Origin of the sequence: Polaribacter sp. SA4-10, from assembly GCF_002163835.1 — a bacterium.
Lineage (GTDB): Bacteria > Bacteroidota > Bacteroidia > Flavobacteriales > Flavobacteriaceae > Polaribacter.
Genome location: NZ_CP019331.1, coordinates 1648774 through 1672365, shown reverse-complemented (window position 1 = coordinate 1672365; position 23592 = coordinate 1648774). Strand labels below are relative to the sequence as shown.

Below are 23592 nucleotides of genomic sequence, written 5' to 3'. Positions count from 1 at the left end.
TCCTAGCTATTTATTTTTTTGCAAAAATACCAATAATTGTCTTCTAAATACTCTTTAAAACGACCTTCTTTTTTATTCTTGTTTTTATTAATTTAATTTGAAATTAGAATTAAAAATGTTCTTAAAAAAGAAAGGGATAATATAATTTTATTGATTGTATATATTTACAATCAGAGTACTAAATTATACGCTGTTTTTTTCACCCAAATACAACTTAATATTGCCAACTTATTTCTTTTTAACCAACTCCATTAAATCAACATCATTTCCTAATAATATAGTTGTTGGATTAATTCTTCCTTCTTCTGGTCCATTTTCTAATTTTAAAACTCCTCTTGGGCAAACTGCAGAACAAATACCACAACCTACACAGCTAGAACGTACAATGTTTTCTCCTTTTTGTGCGTAAGCTCTAACATCTATTCCTTGTTCACAATATGTTGAGCAGTTTCCACAAGAAATACATTGTCCGCCATTTGTAGTAATTCTAAATTGAGATTTAAAACGTTGTACAAAACCTAAGTAAGCTGCTAAAGGGCAACCAAACCTGCACCAAACACGATTTCCAAAAATAGGGTAGAAGCCAGTACCAATTACACCTGCAAAAATAGAACCTATTAAAAAGCCATAAACATCTTGTATTGTTTGTGTCTTAATACCTAAAACTTGGTTTGCTCCAGAAAAGAAAGTGTACAATGCAAAACCTGTCATAACTAAAGCAAAAATTAAAACAGTATGAATTACAATTCGTTCTACTCGCCAAGAAAGTAAGGTTTTGCTAGAGTTTTGTCTGTATGGATCTCCCAGAGTTTCTGCTAATCCACCACAACCACAAACCCAAGAACAGTACCATCTTTTTCCGAAAAAATAAACCATTACAGGCACCACAACTATTGTTAAAACTACTCCCCAAACTAAAATGAATAACCCAAATGAACCACTAGAAAGTAATTCGTCTAAATTCCATTTAAAGAAAAAATCATAATCTAAAGGAAATGCATTTTTAAAATCATACCATGGTTTTTCAAAACGGACTAAAATTTCTGGAATTAAAAAGGCAAATACAATTTGGAAAAATAAGACAGATGTTGTTCTTAAAATTTGATATTTATTATTTCTATATTTTACATACATTCTAACAGCCATAACTGTCATAACTGTACAGTATAAAAAACCATACAAAAACCACTGACTTGCCAAATTACCACTAATAAATTCACTTATAGGATCTACTAAATACACCCAGTTTACAATAAAATCTGGGTAGAAATAAAGTAAAATATAAAAACTAACTAAAAAGATAAAGGCAAACCAACCAATCCAACCTCGGTTTGTTGCTGCATTTAGAAAAATACCATCGTTTTTTATTCCTGGTGGGCCTAATATTATAATGTCTGGAATGATAAACATGAGTGCACCAATAATTCCTAAACCAAAAGATAAAAACCAATATAGACCTCTGTTTTCAGGAACGCTTCCTATGCCAGAAGCTTTAATAAATTGATAAGACAAGCTATGAGGTTTGTCCCAAATAACTTTGTCCCATTCACTGTTTTTTTTGTGAACCTCATTAGCAATTTCTTGAGCTGAGATAATTTCTTTGGATAATTTAAACTGACTAGAAAACTCTTTGTCTATTACTTTATTTTTTAATGAATTAATGAACCATTCACTCTTTATGTCTTTACTTTTTATTATAGCTTCAAACGTATTTGAAGTTACTTTAAAATCTCCTATAAATAATAGGGAAGTAAATGCTAATAATCCTATTAAAAAGATAATTAAACCAGTATTTTTAATTGCTTTCATATCTAAACTCTATTAAAAATTCTTTTCCAGCTTTTCTTTTTTAACTGAATATTAGTATTGTTTTCTTTGTTGAATTTAGCTACAATTTCAGCTTCGTGAAGTTTGTAAAATTCAGGGTCAAAATTGGCATCTGCTAAATGTTCTAAAACAAAAGCGATAGATTTACTATCTGTTAACCAACTGTCAAAAATTTCATGGCGCATTCTAATTCCAAAAGTGTTAATTCCTAAAAATTGATTAGAATGGCTATCATAAGAAATGGTAATACATTTTTTATTGTTTGGGTGTTTCCATTGAAAATAAAGCTCGGTATCTTTTTTGTTTCTTTCACTAAAAACCCAACCATATGTTTGGTATTCGATGTCTAAAAACTTTGCAGAATTAAACCAGTTTCCAGGTTTATATTCCGTTTTTTTATTACAAATAGTTTGTGCTAAAGCTTCTCCCATCATTCTACCAGTGTACCAAACTGCTTCAATATTTCTTCTTTGCCCAATTGCTTGTTGTTGTTCTGCACAATCTCCAATTGCGTAAATGTCCTCTATATTAGTTTCTAAATAATGGTTTACTAAAACACCTTTTTTAGTATCAATTTTACTTTTTTTTATGAAATTTATATTTGGTGTAACACCCGCTGTTAAACCTACAACATCACAAAAAATCTCTTCACCTGTTTCTTCAATAATTATGGATGTCACTTTTCCAAATTCATCAGATTTTATCTCTTTTAAATTTGTGTTTAAGCGTAAATCAATATGATGTTCTTTAATGTGTTTGTTAATCATTTCAGATTCTTGAGCAGGTAAAACACCGTTCCAAAAACTTGCCTCGCGAACTAAGAAAGTAACAGGAATATCTCTACTTCTTAGCATTTCTGCTAATTCAATACCAATTAACCCACCACCAACAATTACAGCTCTTTGGCATACTTTTTTATTTGGTGCATATTTTTCTAACTTTTCTAGGTCTTGTTTATGATACATTCCCATAACGCCATCAGAATCTTGCCCTGGCCAACCAAATTTATTAGGTTTGGATCCTGTGGCAATAATAAGTTTATCGTAACTTAAACTAGTGCCATTTGTAAACTCAAGAATTTTATCATCCGTATTAATATTGCCAACAAAAGCCAGTATTAGTTCTATGTTGTTTTTTTGCCAAAACCAGTCTTCATAAGGTTGTGTATGTTTAAATTTCATATGGCCCATGTATACATACATGAGCGCCGTTCTTGAAAAGAAATATTTAGTTTCTGTAGAAACGATGGTAATTTTTTTGTCAGAATTTTTTCTAATATGTCTGGCAGCAGTTACGCCAGAAATTCCATTACCAATAATAACAATATGCTCCATAGTTGATTGATTGTTGCTTTTATGTCGAAGCGAAAGTTAAGAACTTAATCGCAGAAACTAATTTATAATTATTATAAATAAATAAGGGGTGCTATTTTGTAAGTATTTAATACTTATTAAGACTTAAGTTATAATTAAAAAAAACAATATAAGTCAATTTTATTTAATGAAAAAAGCACTATCTACCCTTTTGGTTCTAATCATTTTAATTAACAGTCTACAATTATTTTCTCAAGAGAAAATAGCTAACAATAAAAGTAATATTCAAAACCTATACAACCTCTAAATGGTTAGATAAAGAGCAATGGGATATTCAGTTTTTTAACAATTTATATACGCAAAATAAAAAAGCAGCTGCTAATGGTGAACATATTGCTATTAAAAGAGAAAATTACTTTACAGCAACTTTAGATGTTTTTACGGGAATATCAAAAAATAATAGATTAAATATTGGTTTGCTCTTAGAATATAGATCTAATACGATTAATGGAGAAAGTGCAACTTCTGTTTTTAGTTTAAGAAACGAAGCGAGTTCAAGAAATGGACTTTAATCTTTTGTACCCGCTTTAAAATGGCAACCCTTATAAAGTATTGGTAATTTCTCTATACAAAGTTCATTTCACACTCCTATTAATTAAGAAGAGACTGATGTAAATGGTGTTTGCTTGGATCAAACAGCGTATTTATTTCAAAATAGATTTTTTGGTAATTACACATTACCAAATGGAGTTTGCAGTTATTTACGGAGTTAAATACAGCATATAATTTTGGTGATGAAGCTAGTTTTGCAAACAAAACATTAGTAGTAGCTAGGGGTGTTTATGAGTTATTTTATAAGTGATACAGTTACCATTTTGGGATTTGTACAACATTATCAACGTTTTGGAGATTTTACTTCTTTAGGTTTTGGCGCAAAATATCAATTAAATGAAACGTTGAATCTAGAAGTACTATATAGCAAGTTTGTGAGAGGTACAGATAATGGTTTAGGACAAAGTTTTAACATTGGTTTAAGAGCATTGTTTTAGTATAATTGTATTTTGTGAGCTGATATGAAAATACAAAAATTTCTTTTACTATTTCTGCTCTTGCAATTTTCTTGCAAAAGTCAAACTAAAAAAATTAATGGAATCAGTTTTGTAGCATCTAGAGACTCTATAAAAGCCAATCATATAAAACCAGTAATAATGGCACAAGGAAATTATGTTTCTTTGATGCCTTTTGGTTTTATTAAAGATTTAACATCACCTATAATAACCCATAATTCAGACAGGCAATGGTTTGGTGAAACTCAAAATGGGTTATTACAATATGCTAAAAGTTTTCAAAAAGAGAGCTTTAAAATTATGGTAAAACCTCATATTTGGGTTTGGAGAGGTGAATTTACGGGTGATATAGAAATGGATTCTGAAGAGAAATGGGTGATTTTAGAAAACGCATACACAGAATTTATTTTAACATATGCGAAGGCTTCTCAAGAACTAAATGCTGATATTTTTTGTATTGGAACAGAATTAGAAAAATTTGTTACAAAAAGACCTTTGTATTGGCAGGAGTTAATAAAAAAAATAAAAAAAGAGTTTAAAGGGAAACTTACCTATGCTGCAAATTGGGATGAATTTAAAAGAGTTCCTTTTTGGAATCAATTAGATTTTATAGGTGTTGATGCCTATTTTCCTTTAAGTGATAAAAAAACACCTTCTGTGCTAGATTTTGAAATTGGTTGGAAACCACATAAAGATGAAATCTTAAAAATTCAAAAACAATTTAATAAACCTGTTGTTTTTACTGAATTTGGGTATAGAAGCGTAGATTTTAATGCAATAGCGCCATGGAAATCAGATCGAATAGATGGTAACATAAATCTAATGGCGCAAGCAAATGGTTTTCAGGCAATTCATAATCAATTCTGGAAAGAAGATTGGTTTGCAGGAGGTTTTATTTGGAAGTGGTTTCATAAACATGATGAAGTTGGAGGAGCAGATAACAATAGGTTTACCCCACAAAATAAGCCTGCAGAAAAATTAATGAAGAAGCTTTATAATAAATAAATTATGTTTTTAAATATGATATTAATCGTATTTTACATTTAAGATTCATGTTAAATTTGTAAAGAACTAATAACTTGAAATTCATGAAAAAAATAATTGTTCCTATAGATTTTTCAAAACACTCAGAATTTGCACTAAAAGCAGCAGCTCTTTTAGCAAAAAAACACAATGCAGAAATTTATGCATTACACATGCTAGATATTCAGTTTGTTAACTTATCAGAAAGTGAAAGTTATGGACAAGAAAAAGCCGTTTTCTTTTTAAAAATGGCAGAAAAAAGAATAAAGAGATTCTTACTTAAAGACTATTTAAAAGAGGTAAAAGTGTTTCCAATTATACAGCATTACAAAGTTTTTAGCGATATTAATTCTATTGCCAAAGATGTGAATGCAGATTTAATTATTATGAGTTCTCATGGAGTTAGTGGTTTTAAAGAATTTTTTGTTGGTTCTAACGCAGAGAAAGTAATTAGACATTCAGAATTACCTGTTTTAGTTATTAAAAATGATTTAAACGATGTTGTTTTTAAAGATGTTGTTTTTGCTACAAGTTTGTCTGATGAAACAATAGAGGCCTATAAAAAAATGCTAAAAATCGTAGCCCTTTTAGAAGCTAATTTACATATCTTATATGTAAATTTACCTAATGAAGATTTTCTTTCTACACGAGAAATGGAAAAAAAAGCGAATGAATTTTTACTTGAAGCAGAAGGGAATACAAATAGAATGAAAGATATTAGTTTTGTTTCTGATAGATCAATAGAAAAAGGAATTTTAAATTTTTCAAATTTAGTAGGTGCAGATTTAATTTCTGTAATTACACATGGTAGAAAAGGATTATCTCATATTTTTGCAGGAAGTATTTCTGAAGATATCACAAATCATTCAACACTGCCAATTTTGACTTTTAAAATTTAAAATTATAAATGAAGATTACACATTTTTTATTACTTATAAGTATTTCAATTTTATACTTTTCTTGCTCAGAAGATAATGATGTAACAGTTTCTAGAAATTTACAAGGATATTTAGATGAAAACGCTACTACTCAATTTGGTAATGTAATTGCTTGTGCAGCAAGTGCTGATGGGAATACAAGTTTAACCTATATTTTTTATTATCCAGAAGAAGGCGCTTCTGACATTAGATATTATGAAGCAGATATCTCAATAACAGATCAAAATGTTTTTTCTAATTATAAAAGACAAATTTTATCGGAAACAACTGTTTTTGGAGGGAAGTTAAATCGCATGTCTCGCTCTAGTTCTGTTGAGGGTTGGTCTATTGTAACCTATGTTTTAGATGGAGAATTACAGGTGTCAAATCCAATTAGATTAAAGAGCTTAACAAGAACCACAGAATGGGAAGAGGAGATAACCATTGAGTTTCCAGAAACATTAACTCCAAAATTTACATGGACAGATGGTACTTATGCAGAAAATAATATTTATTTTCAAGTAATAACAGCAGTAGAAGAAGCTGCTTTTATCTCAGGAACTTATACAACAGAAAAAACTTTTCAGTATTACGATACTTCAAATGTAGTTTTAGATATTAATACAGAAATGCCAGAAAAATTAGTTGAAGATATAGAATACGACTTTACACTTATGGGGGTTAGTGAAGATAATTGGGTTAATTTGATTATAGAAAAACCCTTTGTTCCAAGAAATTTAGAAGAATATATAAATGTAAATTCAACAAGAACTTTAGATCAAGTAAATGCTTTTGCAGCAAGTGCAAATGGTAATAATTCACTTTCTTATATTTATTATTATCCAGAAGATGGCGCTAGGTTAGTAAGGTATTATGAGACAGATAATACAAGTGTAGATAAAAATGATTACGCTAATTATAAAAGAAGAATTTTAACAGATGCTTCCTATTTTGGTGCAAAATTAAGAAGAATTTCACGTTCAGGTTCAGAAGAAAGTTGGTGTATTGTTGTTTATTTTACTGAAGGAAAGTTGCATCTATCTGAACCAATTAGATTAAAAAATCAATCAAAACCAACAGAATGGACAGATGATGTAACTATCAACACAGAAGAAAATTTAAAACCTAAATTTACGTGGTTGGATGGAGTCTATGCAGAAAATGCAACCTATTTTCAAGTAGTTACAGATAGTGATGTTTCTTTCTTATCAGGCACATTTACAACAGAAAAAGAGTTTCAATATTCCGTTACTGAAGGTTTTAATACACTTAATACCACAACACCAGAAAGTTTAATTTTAGATGCGGATTATAATTTTACAATGATGGGAATTAGTGAAGATCATTGGGTTAATTTATATATCAAAGAAACTTTTACTGCTGAATAATGAACCTAAGAAATCTTTTTCTGATTTTTTTAGTTTTATTTTCGATAGCTACCTTTTCACAAGAGAATACAATTGGTGAAGTAAAAATTAAGGGAGCTAAAAAAACAAATACTTTATTTTTAAAGCAATTACTAAGAACAAAAAAAGGAAGAGTTTTAGATTCTATTGCTTTACAAAAAGATGTAATAAGACTTAAAAGATTGCCCGCTATTAGTGATGCGTATTTTCAAGTTTTAAAAGCAGAAAACAATACACATACTGTTGTAATTAATTTAGAAGAAAACGGAACTTTAATCCCTACTATTAATATTTGGACCACCACTAATAAACTGTTTTCCTATAAAATAGGATTGTATGAATACAACCTCTTTGGAAAAAACATCACCTTAGGTGGTTTCTATCAAAATAATGGTTTTGATTCTTATGGTTTAAATTTTAGAGCACCTTTCCTTTTTTCTAAAAGATGGGGTTTAGCGTTGAATTTTAAAAATTGGAAAAGTGAAGAGCCTCTTTATTTTGGGAATGAAACTGCAAATTATGTATATAATAATGTTTCCTATGAAGTTTTAGGAATGCATAAATTCAATTTTAAAAACGGACTTAATTTTGGTGTTACTTTTTTTTCTGAAAAGTATCAATATTTAACGGGAGCAACAGCCCCAGAGATTCCGCAAAAACTAGATTTAAATAAAGTGCTTTATAAACTAATCTATATTCATAATAATTTAGAGCATCACTATCAATATTTAAGCGGCTTTAAAAATGTTTTACACACCCAATTTGTAACTGCTAACAATAAATTTCAAGAAAATTTCTTTATTGCTTGGTATGATGTTTTTTATTACAAAAGAATAAGAGAAAGGGGTAATTGGTCAAACAGAGTGCGTTTTGGCTTATCTTCTAATCAAAATTCTCCTTTTGCTCCCTTTGCATTAGATAACAATGTTAATTTACGAGGTGTTGGTATTTTGGTAGATAGAGGAACCGGAAGTTTTGTGTGGAATACAGAATATAGACAGACTATTTATGACAAGAAATGGTTTGCAATTCAGACCAATATTTTTACGGACCTTGGTACTTGGCGTAATCCTGGAGGTGAAATAAATGACTTTTTTCAAAGTAAAAACCTAAGAGTATATTCGGGTATTGGTATGCGCTTTATCAGCAAAAAAATATACAATGCTACTTTTAGAATCGATTATGGATTAAGGCTTTCTAATAATATAAGTAATTCTAAAGGTGGTTTTGTCTTTGGGGTTGGGCAATATTTTTAATGGTAATTTAATATTAGATTCTTTCAATTTCAAAAGAAACAATTAGTTTTGCCAAAAATGAAATTAAGATGAGAACTTTTGCAGTTGGAGATATTCATGGAGGCTTAAAAGCTTTACTTCAGGTTTTAAATAAATTGGAATTAAAAGATGGAGACACCCTAATTTTTATGGGTGATTATGTAGACGGTTGGGGTGAATCTGCACAAGTAGTTGAGTTCTTAATTGAGTTATCTAAAAAGCTTAACTGTATTTTTATCAAAGGAAACCATGATGTTTGGTGTGAAGATTGGTTAAAAAAAGGAGACGTAAACCCTTCTTGGTACATGCATGGTGGTAAAGAAACCATGGAAAGTTATGAAGGTTTTTCTCCTGAAGAAATAAAACAACATCTTCACTTTTTCGAACACTTGCCTTTATATCACTTAGATGCTCAAAACAGGTTATTCTTGCATGCAGGTTTTACCTCTTTACATGGTGTAGAAAAAGAGCAATTTCAAGAACTTTTTTATCTAGACAGATCTTTATGGGAAATGCTTTTGGTAATGGATAAAAGCATCACAAAAGACTCTTTGTTTTACCCTAAAAGAATACAGCATTATAAAGAAATTTATATTGGTCATACGCCAACCACTAATTATAATGAACCTTCACCTATAAACATTGCCAATGTTTGGAATATTGATACAGGAGCCGCTTTTAAGGGAAGGGTAACAGGAATCAATATAGATACTAAAGAATACTTTCAAAGTGATACTTTACCTGCTTTGTATCCTGATGAAAAAGGGAGAAATAACTAGGGCTTTTAGCTGTTAGCGGTTTACCTCGGAATGACATAACTATATACATTTAAAAACAAAATTTCAATTAAAATGTATAAGGTGTCAAATCATTCACTACATTTAAAGTATAATTCAAAAGAGAAATCTTAAAACAAGATCATTATGGCAAAATCGCAAGATTCAAAGAAAAATGTAAAAAAAGAACCAGCAAAAACGACAAAAGAAAAAAAGGCTGCAAAATTGGCTAAAAAAGCAAATCGTACTTAATAGCTTAACTATAAATTAAGAAAAACCACTCCTTTTAGAGTGGTTTTTTAATTAAAAGCAAGTATCTTTAGGTACTTAAAAAGAATATAATACGTTTAAAATGATGGATATAAAATTAGCAGTGCTCATAGATGGAGATAATATACCTTCTGCCTATGTAAAAGAAATGATGGAAGAAATTGCGAAGTATGGTAACCCAACCATAAAACGTATTTATGGAGATTGGACCAAGCCACATTTGTCTAAATGGAAAAACATGTTGTTAGAAAATGCCATTACACCTATACAGCAATATGGATATACAACAGGTAAAAATGCTACCGATTCTGCCATGATTATAGATGCTATGGATATTTTATATTCAGAAAAAGTAGATGGTTTTTGTTTGGTTTCTAGTGATAGTGATTTTACGCGTTTGGCAACACGTTTACGTGAAGCAGGAATGAAAGTATATGGTATTGGCGAAAAGAAAACACCAAACCCATTTATTGTAGCGTGTGATAAATTTATTTATATCGAAATTTTAAAACACCAAACTTCAGAAAACGATACTCCAACTGCCGAGACAACCACTACCACTAAAAATAGTTATGATAAAATAACGCAGAAAGAAATTCGATTTATAGCTTCAACCATAGATGATGTTTCAGATGATGATGGTTGGGCATTCTTAGGAGATGTAGGTAGTTTGCTGCAGAAGAAACAACCAAATTTTGATTCTAGAAATTATGGTTTTCAGAAACTAACACCTTTAATTAAATCAATTCCTGATTTTGAAGTAGAAAGAAGAGACACTACAAAAGGACGCATGAAACTCATTTATGTAAAGATTAAAGAGGTTAAAGCAAAGGGGAGAAAAAGGTAAAATTATAGCTGTCATTGAGAGGAGGAACGACGTGGCAATCTCATGAATAAAACTACAAACAAACAGATTACTTCGTCCTTACATCCTTGCAATACTGCTATAGCACTTCAATCACTCCTTTAAACAAGGCAATCATTTTAGGTTCTGCTTTACCAGCAATGGCAATGATTTCTGTAATATCTACAGGGTGTAAATTTTTTGGATCGCATTCATCAGTCAGCACAGAGATAGCAGCACAAGGCAAGTTCAGTTGTTTGGCAACAATAACTTCTGGCACTGTACTCATACCTACAGCATCTGTTTCTAAAATTTGCAACATTCTATATTCTGCTCTGGTTTCTAGCTGAGGTCCTAAAACACTTGTGTAAACTCCTGTGTGCAATTGTATGTTTTGCGCTTTGGCAACGGCTACCATTTTATTGTTAATTTCTTTAGAATACGGTTCAAGTAAGTCGGCAAAAATAGTACCAAAAGTATTGGCTCCTTTAAAAGCTAATGGCGAACTTCCTTGTAAATTAATATGGTCTTCAATCAACATTAAATCGCCTTTTTTATAGTTGAGGTTAATAGCGCCAGCAGCATTTGAAATCAGTAAATTTTTAATTCCTAAACCTTCTAAGGTTCGAATTCCGTAAGTTACTTCCCAAGGTGTATAGCCTTCATATAAATGAAAACGACCTGCCATTACAATCACTTTTTTACCAGATAAGGTTCCGTAAATTAATTTTCCAGAATGAAACTCTACGGTAGCTACTGGGAAATTAGGAATGTCTGCATAGGCAATTTCTGTATCTATAGAAACTTCATTTACTAATTTACCCAATCCTGTTCCTAAAACAATTCCTATTTCTGGACTTGTAATTCCTTTCGATATTAAAAAATCGATAGTTTCTTTTAGTTGCTGTTGTTTTTTCATTTGTGTCTTACTTTAAAAAATGCTGAAAGGCAGGATGATGTTCTATATCTTCAAAAACATCTACATCATTCAATTCTTGTAACAAATGTACTTTTTTATCTGTTAAATCGTCTAAAGTATCTTTTCTAACTGTTTCTGTTCCCCAATTTTTATTTTTGAAGATATTTTCTTCGAGAGATTTCATGCCTAAAAGATAATAGCCACCATCTTCTGCAGGACCTAAAACAACCTCATTTGTGTCTAATTTTTGAAAAGCGTTTTCAATATTCTCAGTTGTTAAGTCATATAAATCGCTACCAATAATCATCACTTTTTCATAGCCTGCAGCAAAACTTTGCTCGAAAGCATATTGCATCCTAATACCTAAATCTTCGCCAACTTGTTGGTGTTTTTGATAGCTATTTTCATCCCAAATATCATCCTTTCTAATTTTAACGGAATAATAGACTGCTTTGTCTGAGGTTACTTTAGCAGAAATGTTCTGTGTTTTTTGTAATAAAAACTTATAGATTTCTAGGGCAGTTTCATCGCCAACAGTTTTTGCTAAACGCGATTTTACTTTCCCTAGTTCTGGGTTTCTGGTGAAGATTAATAGTACGTTTTTGTTTTTTGTTTTCATATTTTATACCAAGTATAAAAGAGAGGTTTTAATCGTTCTTGCATCATTCATTTCGAAATTACATTTTAAATTATCGCTTTATTACGAAGGTGAAAAAGCAATCTTAGAAATTTAAGTTACCCTCTAAAACGAACCTATTTTATTATTTTTTAAAATAGAATTTGACCACATAGCATCATAGGAAATATAGTTTATGCTGCCTGTGGTTTTGTTTTCCAAATTTATATGTATTGTAATTTCTGAAACTGCCAATTGCTATTGCTTACTGAATAGCGTCTACTCATATACTTTCTTCCCTTTCTTCAACCATTTACTCCAATATTTATTAAACGTATGCACTTTTTCCGTCTCGTTTCCTAAACTATCAACGACTTGAAAGTTGTTGTTTTTCCACTCGAAAATTCCTCCGTATAAATTATACACATTGGTGTAGCCTTCTTTTATCAGTTTATCTGCAACAATTTCAGAACGAATTCCTAAAGAACAATACACTACAATTTTGGCATTTTTATCTTGTGGCAATTTGGTTAAAGTTTCTTTTAAATTAAAAGCATCATAACCAACATAGAGCGCATCTTTTAAATGACTAACGTTGTATTCTTTTGTTTCTCTAGCATCTAATAAAATTGCTTTTGTAGTTGCTAACGTGTCTACAGATATATAAGGAACGTTATTCTTGTTGAATTGGTTCAGTAATTTATCCAACTTTTTTTGACCAAAAGAAACTGAGCTTATCAGCATAAAAAGTAAAAGTATTTTTTTCATCCTTTAAAAGTTGTAATTATATATTGATATAGAGATTCCTCAATCGTTCCTTATTTCGGAATGACAAAACTTAAAACTCACAACCAATAACTAAAAACTAAACCTAACAACATCCACCACCATCATAATGAAAAGTAGATTCTGAAAAGTAAATATCATCTCTTCCTAAAGCTTGCAAAGCAGCAGTAGTTTTATCACAGATTGCTAAAGGTTGATTTTTCAATAAAGTATGTCCTAAACCATCATCAAAATAATCTTCATCACCATAATAAATTGCAGCTCTACCTGTAAAAATACAGGGTCCATCTGCAGGCATTGGGTCTTTAATGGCAGCAACTTCAATCGATTCTATATAGATTAATTCTTCTGTTGGGTAACTCTTTGGGTCTAAAATTCTGTAGGGCTTTCTTGCTCTAATTTCAATGGTTCCAAAACCAGCATCTGTTAACGCTTTTACATACTCTGCAATCGATAAACTTCCGCTTAAACACAGCGCACGTAAACGTTCGTCATTACGTAATTCATCATTCATTGGTTGCTCACAAGTAGGATCACTCATTACCAATTTTCCATGAGGCTTTAAAACTCGGTACATTTCTTCAATCGCTTTCTTTAAATCATCTGACTTAAAAATATTGAATAAACAGTTTTGAGCAGCAACATCAATAGAATTATCTTCCACTGGTAAATCCATTGCATCTCCTTTACGTAAATCAACAAAATCACTTTTAAACCAGTCATTTTGTTCTTCTGCAATAATAAAATTCTTGCGAGAAGCTTCTAACATTTCATCAACAACATCTAAACCAATTACGCCGCCTTTATTTCTATTGAAATAAGCAAACTGAAGTAATTCCATTCCACCTCCAACACCTACATACAACATTTTAGGGTTGTTGGTTAAATCTCTTGCATGCACAGTAGAACCACAACCGTAATTCATTTCTTGCATGATTCTTGGGATTTTAAGACCTGGTAATTCCCAAATAGGGTTTGTAGTGCAGCACAAACCAACATCTGGTGTTAAGGCTGCTTCTTTATATACATTGTGTGTAGTTTCTAAATAACTCATGTTTTCTATTTTTTATGTTAATGTGATAACACGTTAACTTTGTTTTTTATTGATAATTTATGCAACAACTCCCTGGCAACTACTTCCTGCACCAGCAGTACATCCATAGCAATGTTGGTTGATAATAATGTTTCTGTCTTGCAACAAATCTTCATTATAATCTGAAATGTGTTTTACTTTACTGGCAACTTTTAAATTCAACATCTGATTAAAATCGCAATCATACAGCCAACCGTCCCAACTTACAGAAAGTGTATTTGTACACATTACATTTTCTACAGCAGCAGGATTGTAAGCATCTACTAAAGAATACATATACTCTTCGTAGTTTTCTGAGGCGATTAAATAATCTAAAAAGCGACTAATAGGCAAATTTGTAATTGCAAATAAACTATGGAAATCAATATTAAATTCAGATTTTAAAGCTTTTTTGAAATCATTTTCTAAAGCCATTTGATCTCCAGGTAAAAAAGCACCTGAAGGGTTATAAACCAAATCTAGCTTTAAATCAGAGCCTTCTAAACCATAACCAACAGCATTTAATTCTTGTAAAGCTTTTATTGATTTGTCAAAAACGCCATCTCCACGTTGCTTGTCGGTTTTTCCACGTGTCCAATGAGGCATAGATGAAACTACGTGTACGTTGTGCTTTTTAAAGAATTCAGGCAAATCGTGGTATTTTTTATTAGCTCTAATAATTGTTAAGTTAGAGCGCACAATAAAATCTTTAATTCCTGCTTTGGATGCTTCTTCTACAAACCATCTAAAATTAGGATTCATTTCTGGAGCGCCACCGGTTAAATCTAACGTGTGTGCTTCTGTTTTTTTGATGACTTCTAAACACTGATTCATGGTGTCTAAAGTCATTATTTCTTTACGATCAGGACCCGCATCTACATGGCAATGCGAGCAAACTTGGTTGCACATATAGCCTAAGTTTATTTGTAAAACTTCTAATTTCTTAGGACGTAAAGGAAACTGATTGGTTTCTTTTATTTTAGCAGCAAAAGTGGGTAATTCTCCATTCGCAAAAATACCTTCAGAAAGAATTTCCATCTGACGAGACGTATTTGCAATGTCGTTATTTCTTGCTTTTAATGATTTCTTCATGCTGAACTTGTTTCAGTGTCTTTTTATTAATTCTAGCTCTTGATTTTTTATCAAGAAAAAAGATTTACGTTATTTTTTAGGTTCACAATTTATTGTGAATAAGTGACCTCTAAAGTTTGGCTTTTTTAGACACCCATTTTCGTTGGCATAAGCGATTCACACATTTTGTAAAATAGATTCCTGTTTTCACAGTAATAAGCGATCGCTAAAATTTTGCTAAAAAAAAATTAGCGTCTGCTTACATTTCTAATTTATTCACTTTATTCATCATTTGCACTCCATGAACTAAGGTTGCGCCACTTTTTATAGCTGCTCCAACATGTATTGCTTCCATCATTTGTTCTTTTGTAATTCCTCTTTGTAAACCGTCTTTTGTATAGGCATCTATACAATAAGGGCATTGCTCTGTATGTGCAACTGCTAAAGCGATTAAAGACTTTTCGCGAGCCGTTAAAGCACCTTCTTCAAACACTTTTCCATAATAGTCAAAGAACTTATTTCCAAGCTCAGGACTCCATTCTGTTATTTTACCGAATTTTCTTAAATCGGCTGCGTCATAATAGTTTTTAGACATGGTGTTTTTTTTATTTCAGATGAAAAATAAAGGTACTATTTTCCGTTTAAAGTCCAGTTATATTTTAGGTAACTAATTTTTGCTTTCGAACTAATTTCTGTGTCAGAATAGGTATTTAAAAAATCGATTACGGAACCATTTTTGGTAAAATCGTCTTTAAACCAATCGAAAATCGAAGAAACTTGTACTTTACTTGTAGAAATTTTATTTCTTGATGCATCATTAATGAATTCTTTCATTAAACGTGTTAATTCGGTTTCTATGTTTTCTTCTGTAAAAGCTTTGTTGCCTAATTTAGGACAAGAGCCCGAAGCACAATTTACCCCTACGTGAATTTTTGGATCAAACAATTTCTCACGCAAAATTTCATGTTCTATATGGTCTAATGTATACGTTTCTCCACCCACTTTAGCAAAAGGAATTTTCCAAGCAGATTTTCCTTCTTTTTTAATATCCATAATGCTTTTTAGAGGGTAATTTTCTAAAATTATTTTGATAGTATATGCGTTGTAAGCATTTATCCAAAATGCTTTTTGTTTGTTTTCTGACCAAGAACTTGCTGGAGCCGTTTTTTCTAAATAAGAAATGTAACTGTCTAATTTAGCCTCGTCATTTTTGAATGAGATATAATCTACAATTCCGTCTTTGGAAACGTGTTTTTCTAATAGACTATTAAAAATGGATGTTTGTGCATAACCTTGTGAAAAAGTAAGGAGTATTATAAATAATAAAAGTATTTTTTTCATTGTATGTAATTTCTATTTTTTTAGACGAAAGCTTTTTTGTTTAATTACAAAAAGTACACCATAAATTAGTCAGTAATTTCTTCGTTATTTTTCAGGTTGAATTTTCTTTTAAATAAATAGACAACTCCATATAAAACGGGTGTATCAAGTGCAGCGATAATTACCTTAAAAAGAAAACCACTTATAAGTAAACTAGTAAAAATAGACCAAGGTAAAATTTTAAATGAGCACAATAAAAACACGACCGTAAAAGTATCTATAAATTGAGAGGCAAACGTTGAGAAGTTATTACGCAACCATAAGTGTTTTCCTTTTGTGATTTTTTTCCAGAAATGAAAGATTTTTATATCTATAAATTGTGCAAATAAATACGCTATCATAGAAGCAAAAACGGCTAAAGGTGATAAACCAAAAACTTGATGGAAAATTTCATCATTGATAGGAGAGCTGTCTATAGCTGGTGCAAAATCTGCTACTAAAATAATTAACATTGAAAAGAAGGATGCAAAGATTCCTGCAATTACTACTTGATTTGCTTTTTTCTTACCATAGATTTCTGATAAAATATCTGTGATTAGAAACGTAATTGGATAGGGTAAAATTCCTACAGAAATTTCAAAACGATATAGACCAAAAGGTTCCCAATAAAAAAACTTTTGAAAAATTAAATTTGATGCAACCAAGGAAGCTATAAATAAAGCAGCTAGGATAAGATATATTTTGTCTGCTAATTGTTTGTCTTTTATTGTCATAGAACAAAGTTAGTTAATATTCTATCAGTTTATAAAATAGCTTTGAGTAGTTTGGTAGGTTTAGCCCCGATTGAAGCATTTGTTTGAGCTCTTTTTGTTTTTACAAAAAAGCGAGTGCGGAAAGCGGGATTAGCTTCCAATAAAAATGATTATTTTTGCGCACAATTAGACAGTTAAACAAATCAACAATTAAACAAAACTAAATGAAAGCATATATTTTTCCGGGTCAAGGAGCGCAATTTTCAGGAATGGGATTGGATTTATACGAAAAATCGCCATTGGCGCAAGAATACTTTGAAAAAGCGAATGATATTTTAGGGTTCTCTATAACAGATATAATGTTTGAAGGAACTGCGGAACAACTAAAAGAAACGAAAGTTACACAACCTGCAATTTTCTTACATTCGGTAATTTTAGCCAAAGTATTAGGGGATGCTTTTCAGCCAGAAATGGTGGCAGGACATTCTTTAGGAGAATTATCTGCTTTGGTTGCAAATGGAGTTTTAACTTTTGAAGACGGATTAAGATTGGTTTCTAAACGTGCGTTGGCAATGCAAAAAGCATGTGAAGCGCAAGCGTCTACAATGGCAGCAGTTTTAGGATTGGAAGATGCTGTAGTTGAAGAAACGTGTGCAGAAATAGAAGGAGTAGTAGTGGCAGCAAATTATAATTGTCCTGGACAATTAGTGATTTCTGGAGAAGTGGAAGCAATTAATAAGGCGTGTGATGCTTTAAAAGAAAAAGGGGCAAAAAGAGCATTGGTTTTACCAGTTGGAGGTGCATTTCATTCACCATTAATGGAGCCTGCAAGAGAGGAGTTAGCTGCTGCAATTGAAGCAACTGTTTTTAGTGAACCAACTTGCCCAGTGTATCAGAATGTTACAGCAAGTGCGGTTACAGATCCTAATGAAATTAAGAAAAATTTAATGATTCAGTTAACTGCTCCAGTAAGATGGACGCAGTCTATACAAGCAATGATTGCTGATGGAGGAACTGAGTTTGTAGAAGTTGGACCTGGTAAAGTTTTACAAGGTTTAATGCGTAAAATTGATAGAAGTGTTGCTGCAAGTGGAGCCGTATTAGCAGAATAAGAAAAGATATAGAAGTGAAAAATCCCGCTAAATTTAGCGGGATTTTTTGTTTTAAAAATGATGAACTTAATTCTTTATTGGTTCTTGTCTCTTGTTTAATAAAATGGGTTCTCCGTACCCCAACTCCTTCATCCTGTCTAGTTGTGTTTCTGCATCTCCAACAACCAACCAAATCATTTTATTAGGATTTACGTATTTGTTAGCCAACTCTTTAATTTGCTCTTTCGTCATATTATTTACCAACTCTTCTCTGTCTTTTACATAATTTTCATCTAAACCATAATTACTAATGTTTGCTAACATTCTTAATTTTGATCCAGCAGTTTCAAATGCTCTCGCATTACTTTTTATTAAGAAGCTTTTTGTAGTTTCTAGATCTTTATCAGAAAATGTAGTAGGATATTCTTCTAAAATTTTCTTCACCAATTGAGCAGATTCTAATGTAACATTAGATCTTACTCCACTAGAAATAGTAAAAGCCCCTTTTGCTTTTGTGCCAGAAAAACCAGATCTAATTCCGTATGTATATCCTTTTCCTTCTCGTAATTCTTGTGTTAATCTAGACGCAAAACCACCACCACCAAGAATGTAGTTCATTACAGAAGCAGCATAAAAATCTTTATCTGTAGCAGCTAATGCAGGTGCACCAAATTGTAAAACAGATTGTTTTGCATTTGGGATGTCATAAAAATAAACAGCCGGTTTTGTTGGTGTTTCGGGTGTTTTATATTCAGGAATTGTTACTTCTTTTGCTTTCCAATTTGTATTTAAATCAGATAAAGAAGCCATCATTTCTTTTTCAGAAATATCACCTACAACTAATATTTTAGCAACTGATGGTGAAATATAACTGTTATAAAAAGCTTTTATGTCTTCTAATGAAATTGATGCTACAGAAGAGATGGTTCCTAAATTGTTTTTAGAACGAATATTATCTTTTCCGTAAATTAATTCATTGTACGCATTTCTTGCAACTGAATTTGGGCTAGCTTGTTGTTGACGTAAATTAGCAATGGTGGCTTTTTTAAGCAAATCAAATTCTACAGCATCAAACCTAGGCTCTAATAGTATTTCTTGAGCTAATGCTAACGTTTTATTGTAGTTTTTAACTAAAGTTGTTCCGCTTAAAGTGATGTTTTCTTTGTTAGAAGATATTCTAATAGAAGCCCCTAATTCTTGAATTGCTTCTTCTAATTCTTTTACAGTCTTATTTTTTGTGCCTTTATTTAATAAGGAAGCAGTTAAATTTGCAACCCCTAATTTATCCATAGATTCTAATAATTGTCCGCCATCAATAGTTAAATTAAAACGAACTAAAGGAACTTCGTTATTTTGTATTCCGAATATTTTAAGACCATTTTCTAAACTACCTCTATATATTTTGGGAACTGCTAATGAAGGTTTTACTCCATAAGGAGGTTCTATACTTCTGTCAAATGAAGAAGGGGTTTTTTCATAGGAAGCGGAAATTTTAGGATCGAACTTTTCTTCTGCACCAACAATAATTTTTTCTTCAACAACATCTGCTAATTCAGAGCCTTTTAAAGCGAGTTCTGCACTATTTTTAGGAACAAAACTGGTTGCTATGTAATTTTTATTTTTAATGTATTTGTTATAAACACGCAATACATCTTCTGTTGTTACTGCTAAAGTTCTTTTAATATCTTCTTTTACAAAACCAGGATTACCTGTATACGTGTTGTAAGAAGCCAATCCAGTTCCTTTTCCTAAAACACTAGATAAACTACTGTAAAACTGAGTTTCTTGTCCTGCTTTAATTTTATTTAAATTTTTTTCAGAAATCCCTTCAGCTTCAAATTTCACGAATCCTTTTTCAATTCCTGTTTTAACTGCATCCAAATTTTTCTCTGTAAAAGCTCTTACAATTACTTGTGTTTGACCTGCTAATTCTGAAGTGAAATTAAACATAGTTGTAGATGAGGTTAGTTTTAAGTTGTCTACTAGCACTTGATTTAATGGAGCCGATTTGCCCTCTGTTAAATACTGTGTCAACACTTCTAAAGCATATGAATCTGGATGATATGATTCTACTGTAGGCCACACCATTGTTAATTGAGGAACTCTTGCAAAATTATCTTCATAATACAAGAACTTAGTTTCCTTAACAACTCCAGGTCTTTTTTCTAACGCAGGAATTTCATCACCTTTAGGGATTTCATCAAAATATTTATGAACCCATTTTGTAGCTTGCTCAATATCTATGTCTCCAGATAATACCAACGTAGCGTTATTAGGAACATACCATTTTTTAAAAAAGGTTTTAACATCTTTTAAAGTCGCATTTTGTAAATCTTCTAAAGAACCAATAACTTGCCAGTTATACGGATGGTCTTTTGGATATAAATTTTTACCAATTACATATTGGTTGTGTCCATAAGGTCTGTTGTCTACAGATTGTCTTTTTTCGTTTTTAACAACTTGTTTTTCTTTTGCTAAAACAGGGTCTGTAACTGTATTTATAAACCAACCTAATTTATCTGCTTCTGCCCAAATCATTTTTTCTAAAGCATCTTTTGGCACTGTTTGTAGGTAATTTGTTCTGTCTCTTGATGTAGATCCATTAGCACCAGAACCACCAATTCTAGCACTCATTTTATCTAAACCACCTTTTCCTAAATTTTCTGATTCTAAGAATAATAAATGTTCAAATAAGTGAGCGAAACCAGTTCTTCCTTCAATTTCTCTTGCAGAACCAACATGTACCATTAATTCTACAGCAACTACTGGGTCTGATTTATCTATATGAAAAACAACATTTAGTCCGTTTTCTAAGGCTATTTTTTCATAATTAATACTAAGTTCTGGGGTTTTTTCTTTGGAAGAATTTTCACAAGCAATAAAAGAAACAATTGCTAAAAAAGTAATAAAGAGTTTTTTCATAATGGTTTGATTTTCAAATACCGAAATTACTAAAATGAAATAGTTTATAATGTTGACATATTGTTAAATAAACAAAAAAAAGTCTCAAATTCTTGATTTGAGACTTCTGACTATCATTTAAAAATAGTTTTTACTTCTGTTGCAGTTGCCATTTCCAAGAAGCTTCTAAAGCTTCTTCTAAACTTTTTTCTGTCTTCCAGTTTAATTCTTTGTTAGCAATAGTAGTGTCTGCATACGCCGCAGTTATATCACCTTCTCTTCTTGCAACAATTTTATAATTTAATGTTTTTCCAGCGGCTTTTTCAAAAGCATTAATTACTTCTAAAACTGAACTTCCTGTTCCAGTACCTACATTAAAATACTCAAAAGCTTCTTTGTTGTTTTTGTTGATTAATCGCTGTAAAGCAGCAATGTGTGCTTTTGCTAAATCTACTACATGAATATAATCTCTTACGGCAGTTCCATCTACAGTATCATAATCGTCACCAAAAACAGATAATTCATCGCGCATTCCTGCAGCAGTTTGTGTAATATATGGAATTAAATTCTGAGGAACCCCTAAAGGAAGTTCTCCAATTTTTATAGATGGATGCGCACCTATAGGATTAAAATAACGCAAAGCAATACTATTTAAACCATGTGCTTTACTTGTGTCTCTTAAGATTTCTTCACCAATTTGTTTTGTGTTTCCGTAAACAGATTCAGCTTTTTTTACGGGTGCTTTTTCTGTAATTGGTAATTCATCTGCTTGACCATAAACAGTACAAGAAGAAGAGAAAATAAAGTTATCTAACTTTCTATCTCTCATTTCTTGTAATAAGTAGACAAGTGTGCCTAAGTTATTTTCATAATAATCTAAAGGCTTGCTCATGCTTTCTCCTACAGCTTTAAAGGCTGCAAAATGAATAATTCCATCTACTTTATTATTGTCAAAAAAGTTTTTCACATCACTTTTTACACGTAAATCAATTTGATGAAAGCCGGGTTTAATTCCTGTAATTTCTGTAATTTTATCTAAAACACCAATTGTTGTATTTGATAAATCATCAATAATTACAACTTCAAAGCCTTTGTTTTGAAGTTCAACAACAGTATGAGAACCTATAAAACCTAATCCACCAGTTACAAGAATTTTTTTCATGTTTTTTATTTAGTTAACGAAATCTAAAATCGTTTTTGTGATGAATTCTAATTGGTCAGTATCTAATTCTGTATGCATTGGTAATGAAATTACCGTTTTAATTAATGTATTTGTTACTTTAAAATCATCTTCATTATAACGTTCATCTTTATATGCCTTTTGAGCATGTAAAGGAACAGGGTAATAAATGGCATTTGGAATGTTATTTTCTAATAAGTGTTTATGTAATTCATCTCTTTTCCCATTTGTAATCTGTAATGTATATTGATGAAAAACATGGCAATCACAAGTGTCACAAATTTCTCCACAAGCACTTGTAGTAGGTGTAATAATATGCGTGTTTTTTGCAAATGCATTGTTGTAAAAACGTGCTGCATTTCTTCTAGCGTTACAATAAGAATCTAATAAAGGTAATTTCACTTTTAGAACAGCTGCTTGAATAGCATCTAAACGAGAATTTACACCAACTACATCATGATAATAACGCGTATACATTCCGTGATTTACAATTCCTCTAATAGTATGTGCTAATGCATCATCATTTGTGAAAATAGCACCACCATCTCCATAACAACCTAAGTTTTTTGAAGGAAAAAATGAAGTTGTACCCACGTTTCCTATGGTTCCAGCTTTCTTTTTTGTTCCGTCTTTAGAAGTGTAATTAGCTCCAATTGCCTGAGCATTATCTTCAATTACATAAAGATTATGTGCTGCAGCAATTTCCATAACAGCATCCATGTTTGCCACTTGTCCAAATAAATGAACAGGAACAATGGCTTTAGTTTTTGGAGTAATGGCTCTTTTTAAAGCATCAATATCCATATTAAAAGTGTCCGCTTCAACATCTACTAAAACCGGTGTTAATTTTAACAATGCAATAACTTCTACAGTTGCTGCAAAAGTAAAATCGGCAGTAATTACTTCATCACCTTGTTCTAATCCTAATCCCATCATTGCAATTTGCAAAGCATCTGTGCCATTTGCACAAGGAATTACGTGTTTTACATCTAAATATTTCTCTAAATCGGCTTGAAATTCATGAACCAAAGGTCCGTTTATATATGCAGAAGTATTTAATACTTCTTGAATAGAAACATCAACAGTTTCTTTTATATGTTGATATTGACCTTGTAGGTCAACCATTTGAATTTTTTTCATCAATTAAATTTTTTGCTATACAAAAAT

Annotated in this window: 21 protein-coding genes; 8 read left to right on the top strand and 13 right to left on the bottom strand. The window is 31.2% G+C overall.

The window, feature by feature from the left end:
• Nucleotides 1-228: 228 nt before the first annotated feature.
• Nucleotides 229-1809, bottom strand: a complete 1581-nt coding sequence (locus tag BTO04_RS07285; RefSeq protein ID WP_087563874.1) for a 4Fe-4S binding protein — start codon at nt 1807-1809, stop codon at nt 229-231.
• A 2-nt stretch (nt 1810-1811) separates the two neighbouring features.
• Nucleotides 1812-3161, bottom strand: a complete 1350-nt coding sequence (locus tag BTO04_RS07280; protein ID WP_087563873.1) for an NAD(P)/FAD-dependent oxidoreductase — start codon at nt 3159-3161, stop codon at nt 1812-1814.
• Between the two features lie 821 nt (nt 3162-3982).
• Between BTO04_RS07280 and BTO04_RS15500 the strand changes: the two genes are divergently transcribed.
• The 7 genes from BTO04_RS15500 to BTO04_RS07245 all read left to right on the top strand — a co-directional run bounded on the left by BTO04_RS15500 (nt 3983) and on the right by BTO04_RS07245 (nt 10720).
• Entirely contained in the window at nt 3983-4189 is a 207-nt protein-coding gene (locus BTO04_RS15500; protein ID WP_232455969.1) for a hypothetical protein, read from the top strand.
• A gap of 159 nt (nt 4190-4348) precedes the next feature.
• Complete coding sequence (locus tag BTO04_RS07270) at nt 4349-5212, top strand: glycoside hydrolase (RefSeq protein WP_368356364.1); 864 nt, start codon at nt 4349-4351, stop codon at nt 5210-5212.
• 83 nt (nt 5213-5295) lie between these two features.
• A complete protein-coding gene (locus BTO04_RS07265) occupies nt 5296-6129 on the top strand; it encodes a universal stress protein (protein ID WP_087563871.1) in 834 nt (277 codons plus the stop codon).
• A gap of 8 nt (nt 6130-6137) precedes the next feature.
• Nucleotides 6138-7535 carry a hypothetical protein gene (locus tag BTO04_RS07260; protein WP_087563870.1) on the top strand — a complete coding sequence of 466 codons (1398 nt, stop codon included), beginning with the start codon at nt 6138-6140 and terminating at the stop codon, nt 7533-7535.
• Complete coding sequence (locus BTO04_RS07255; RefSeq protein ID WP_087563869.1) at nt 7535-8809, top strand: POTRA domain-containing protein; 1275 nt, start codon at nt 7535-7537, stop codon at nt 8807-8809. Before BTO04_RS07260 ends, BTO04_RS07255 begins: the two co-directional genes overlap by 1 nt.
• Nucleotides 8810-8877: 68 nt before the next feature.
• A complete protein-coding gene (locus BTO04_RS07250; RefSeq protein ID WP_087563868.1) occupies nt 8878-9606 on the top strand; it encodes a metallophosphoesterase family protein in 729 nt (242 codons plus the stop codon).
• 352 nt (nt 9607-9958) lie between these two features.
• On the top strand, nt 9959-10720 hold the full coding sequence (locus tag BTO04_RS07245; RefSeq protein ID WP_087563867.1) for an NYN domain-containing protein: 762 nt from the start codon (nt 9959-9961) through the stop codon (nt 10718-10720).
• Nucleotides 10721-10817: 97 nt separating this feature from the next.
• Here the strand turns inward: BTO04_RS07245 and BTO04_RS07240 are convergent, their stop codons facing one another.
• The 8 genes from BTO04_RS07240 to BTO04_RS07205 form a co-directional block, all read right to left on the bottom strand.
• Complete coding sequence (locus tag BTO04_RS07240) at nt 10818-11636, bottom strand: purine-nucleoside phosphorylase (protein WP_087563866.1); 819 nt, start codon at nt 11634-11636, stop codon at nt 10818-10820.
• 7 nt (nt 11637-11643) lie between these two features.
• Nucleotides 11644-12255, bottom strand: coding sequence for a TIGR04282 family arsenosugar biosynthesis glycosyltransferase (locus tag BTO04_RS07235; protein WP_087563865.1), 612 nt, complete (start codon nt 12253-12255; stop codon nt 11644-11646).
• 276 nt (nt 12256-12531) lie between these two features.
• Nucleotides 12532-13020 (bottom strand): rhodanese-like domain-containing protein, encoded by a 489-nt coding sequence (locus BTO04_RS07230; RefSeq protein WP_087563864.1) that lies wholly within the window; start codon nt 13018-13020, stop codon nt 12532-12534.
• 103 nt (nt 13021-13123) lie between these two features.
• On the bottom strand, nt 13124-14092 hold the full coding sequence (arsM, locus tag BTO04_RS07225) for an arsenosugar biosynthesis arsenite methyltransferase ArsM (RefSeq protein WP_087563863.1): 969 nt from the start codon (nt 14090-14092) through the stop codon (nt 13124-13126).
• Between the two features lie 57 nt (nt 14093-14149).
• Nucleotides 14150-15202, bottom strand: a complete 1053-nt coding sequence (gene arsS, locus BTO04_RS07220) for an arsenosugar biosynthesis radical SAM (seleno)protein ArsS (RefSeq protein ID WP_087563862.1) — start codon at nt 15200-15202, stop codon at nt 14150-14152.
• 238 nt (nt 15203-15440) lie between these two features.
• Nucleotides 15441-15776: an arsenosugar biosynthesis-associated peroxidase-like protein gene (locus BTO04_RS07215; RefSeq protein WP_087563861.1), complete on the bottom strand. Its 336-nt coding sequence runs from the start codon at nt 15774-15776 to the stop codon at nt 15441-15443.
• Between the two features lie 35 nt (nt 15777-15811).
• The gene (locus BTO04_RS07210) at nt 15812-16522 is read right to left on the bottom strand and encodes a DUF547 domain-containing protein (protein WP_087563860.1); all 711 of its coding nucleotides are present in this window, start codon (nt 16520-16522) and stop codon (nt 15812-15814) included.
• Between the two features lie 65 nt (nt 16523-16587).
• Nucleotides 16588-17274: a queuosine precursor transporter gene (locus BTO04_RS07205; RefSeq protein WP_087563859.1), complete on the bottom strand. Its 687-nt coding sequence runs from the start codon at nt 17272-17274 to the stop codon at nt 16588-16590.
• A 203-nt stretch (nt 17275-17477) separates the two neighbouring features.
• Between BTO04_RS07205 and fabD the strand changes: the two genes are divergently transcribed.
• The gene (gene fabD, locus BTO04_RS07200) at nt 17478-18365 is read left to right on the top strand and encodes an ACP S-malonyltransferase (protein WP_087563858.1); all 888 of its coding nucleotides are present in this window, start codon (nt 17478-17480) and stop codon (nt 18363-18365) included.
• A gap of 66 nt (nt 18366-18431) precedes the next feature.
• Here fabD and BTO04_RS07195 read toward each other — a convergent pair whose 3' ends face one another.
• The 3 genes from BTO04_RS07195 to BTO04_RS07185 form a co-directional block, all read right to left on the bottom strand.
• Nucleotides 18432-21266 carry a pitrilysin family protein gene (locus BTO04_RS07195; protein ID WP_087563857.1) on the bottom strand — a complete coding sequence of 945 codons (2835 nt, stop codon included), beginning with the start codon at nt 21264-21266 and terminating at the stop codon, nt 18432-18434.
• A gap of 130 nt (nt 21267-21396) precedes the next feature.
• On the bottom strand, nt 21397-22407 hold the full coding sequence (gene galE / locus BTO04_RS07190) for a UDP-glucose 4-epimerase GalE (protein ID WP_087563856.1): 1011 nt from the start codon (nt 22405-22407) through the stop codon (nt 21397-21399).
• Between the two features lie 9 nt (nt 22408-22416).
• Nucleotides 22417-23565, bottom strand: coding sequence for a DegT/DnrJ/EryC1/StrS aminotransferase family protein (locus BTO04_RS07185; RefSeq protein WP_087563855.1), 1149 nt, complete (start codon nt 23563-23565; stop codon nt 22417-22419).
• Nucleotides 23566-23592 lie beyond the last annotated feature (27 nt).

Coding starts and splice junctions, on each gene's coding strand:
- BTO04_RS07285 (WP_087563874.1), bottom strand. CDS start 1,809: ATGAAAGCAATTAAAAATACTGGTTTAATTATCTTTTTAATAGGATTA.
- BTO04_RS07280 (WP_087563873.1), bottom strand. CDS start 3,161: ATGGAGCATATTGTTATTATTGGTAATGGAATTTCTGGCGTAACTGCT.
- BTO04_RS15500 (WP_232455969.1), top strand. CDS start 3,983: ATGAGTTATTTTATAAGTGATACAGTTACCATTTTGGGATTTGTACAA.
- BTO04_RS07270 (WP_368356364.1), top strand. CDS start 4,349: ATGGCACAAGGAAATTATGTTTCTTTGATGCCTTTTGGTTTTATTAAA.
- BTO04_RS07265 (WP_087563871.1), top strand. CDS start 5,296: ATGAAAAAAATAATTGTTCCTATAGATTTTTCAAAACACTCAGAATTT.
- BTO04_RS07260 (WP_087563870.1), top strand. CDS start 6,138: ATGAAGATTACACATTTTTTATTACTTATAAGTATTTCAATTTTATAC.
- BTO04_RS07255 (WP_087563869.1), top strand. CDS start 7,535: ATGAACCTAAGAAATCTTTTTCTGATTTTTTTAGTTTTATTTTCGATA.
- BTO04_RS07250 (WP_087563868.1), top strand. CDS start 8,878: ATGAGAACTTTTGCAGTTGGAGATATTCATGGAGGCTTAAAAGCTTTA.
- BTO04_RS07245 (WP_087563867.1), top strand. CDS start 9,959: ATGGATATAAAATTAGCAGTGCTCATAGATGGAGATAATATACCTTCT.
- BTO04_RS07240 (WP_087563866.1), bottom strand. CDS start 11,636: ATGAAAAAACAACAGCAACTAAAAGAAACTATCGATTTTTTAATATCG.
- BTO04_RS07235 (WP_087563865.1), bottom strand. CDS start 12,255: ATGAAAACAAAAAACAAAAACGTACTATTAATCTTCACCAGAAACCCA.
- BTO04_RS07230 (WP_087563864.1), bottom strand. CDS start 13,020: ATGAAAAAAATACTTTTACTTTTTATGCTGATAAGCTCAGTTTCTTTT.
- arsM (WP_087563863.1), bottom strand. CDS start 14,092: ATGAGTTATTTAGAAACTACACACAATGTATATAAAGAAGCAGCCTTA.
- arsS (WP_087563862.1), bottom strand. CDS start 15,202: ATGAAGAAATCATTAAAAGCAAGAAATAACGACATTGCAAATACGTCT.
- BTO04_RS07215 (WP_087563861.1), bottom strand. CDS start 15,776: ATGTCTAAAAACTATTATGACGCAGCCGATTTAAGAAAATTCGGTAAA.
- BTO04_RS07210 (WP_087563860.1), bottom strand. CDS start 16,522: ATGAAAAAAATACTTTTATTATTTATAATACTCCTTACTTTTTCACAA.
- BTO04_RS07205 (WP_087563859.1), bottom strand. CDS start 17,274: ATGACAATAAAAGACAAACAATTAGCAGACAAAATATATCTTATCCTA.
- fabD (WP_087563858.1), top strand. CDS start 17,478: ATGAAAGCATATATTTTTCCGGGTCAAGGAGCGCAATTTTCAGGAATG.
- BTO04_RS07195 (WP_087563857.1), bottom strand. CDS start 21,266: ATGAAAAAACTCTTTATTACTTTTTTAGCAATTGTTTCTTTTATTGCT.
- galE (WP_087563856.1), bottom strand. CDS start 22,407: ATGAAAAAAATTCTTGTAACTGGTGGATTAGGTTTTATAGGTTCTCAT.
- BTO04_RS07185 (WP_087563855.1), bottom strand. CDS start 23,565: ATGAAAAAAATTCAAATGGTTGACCTACAAGGTCAATATCAACATATA.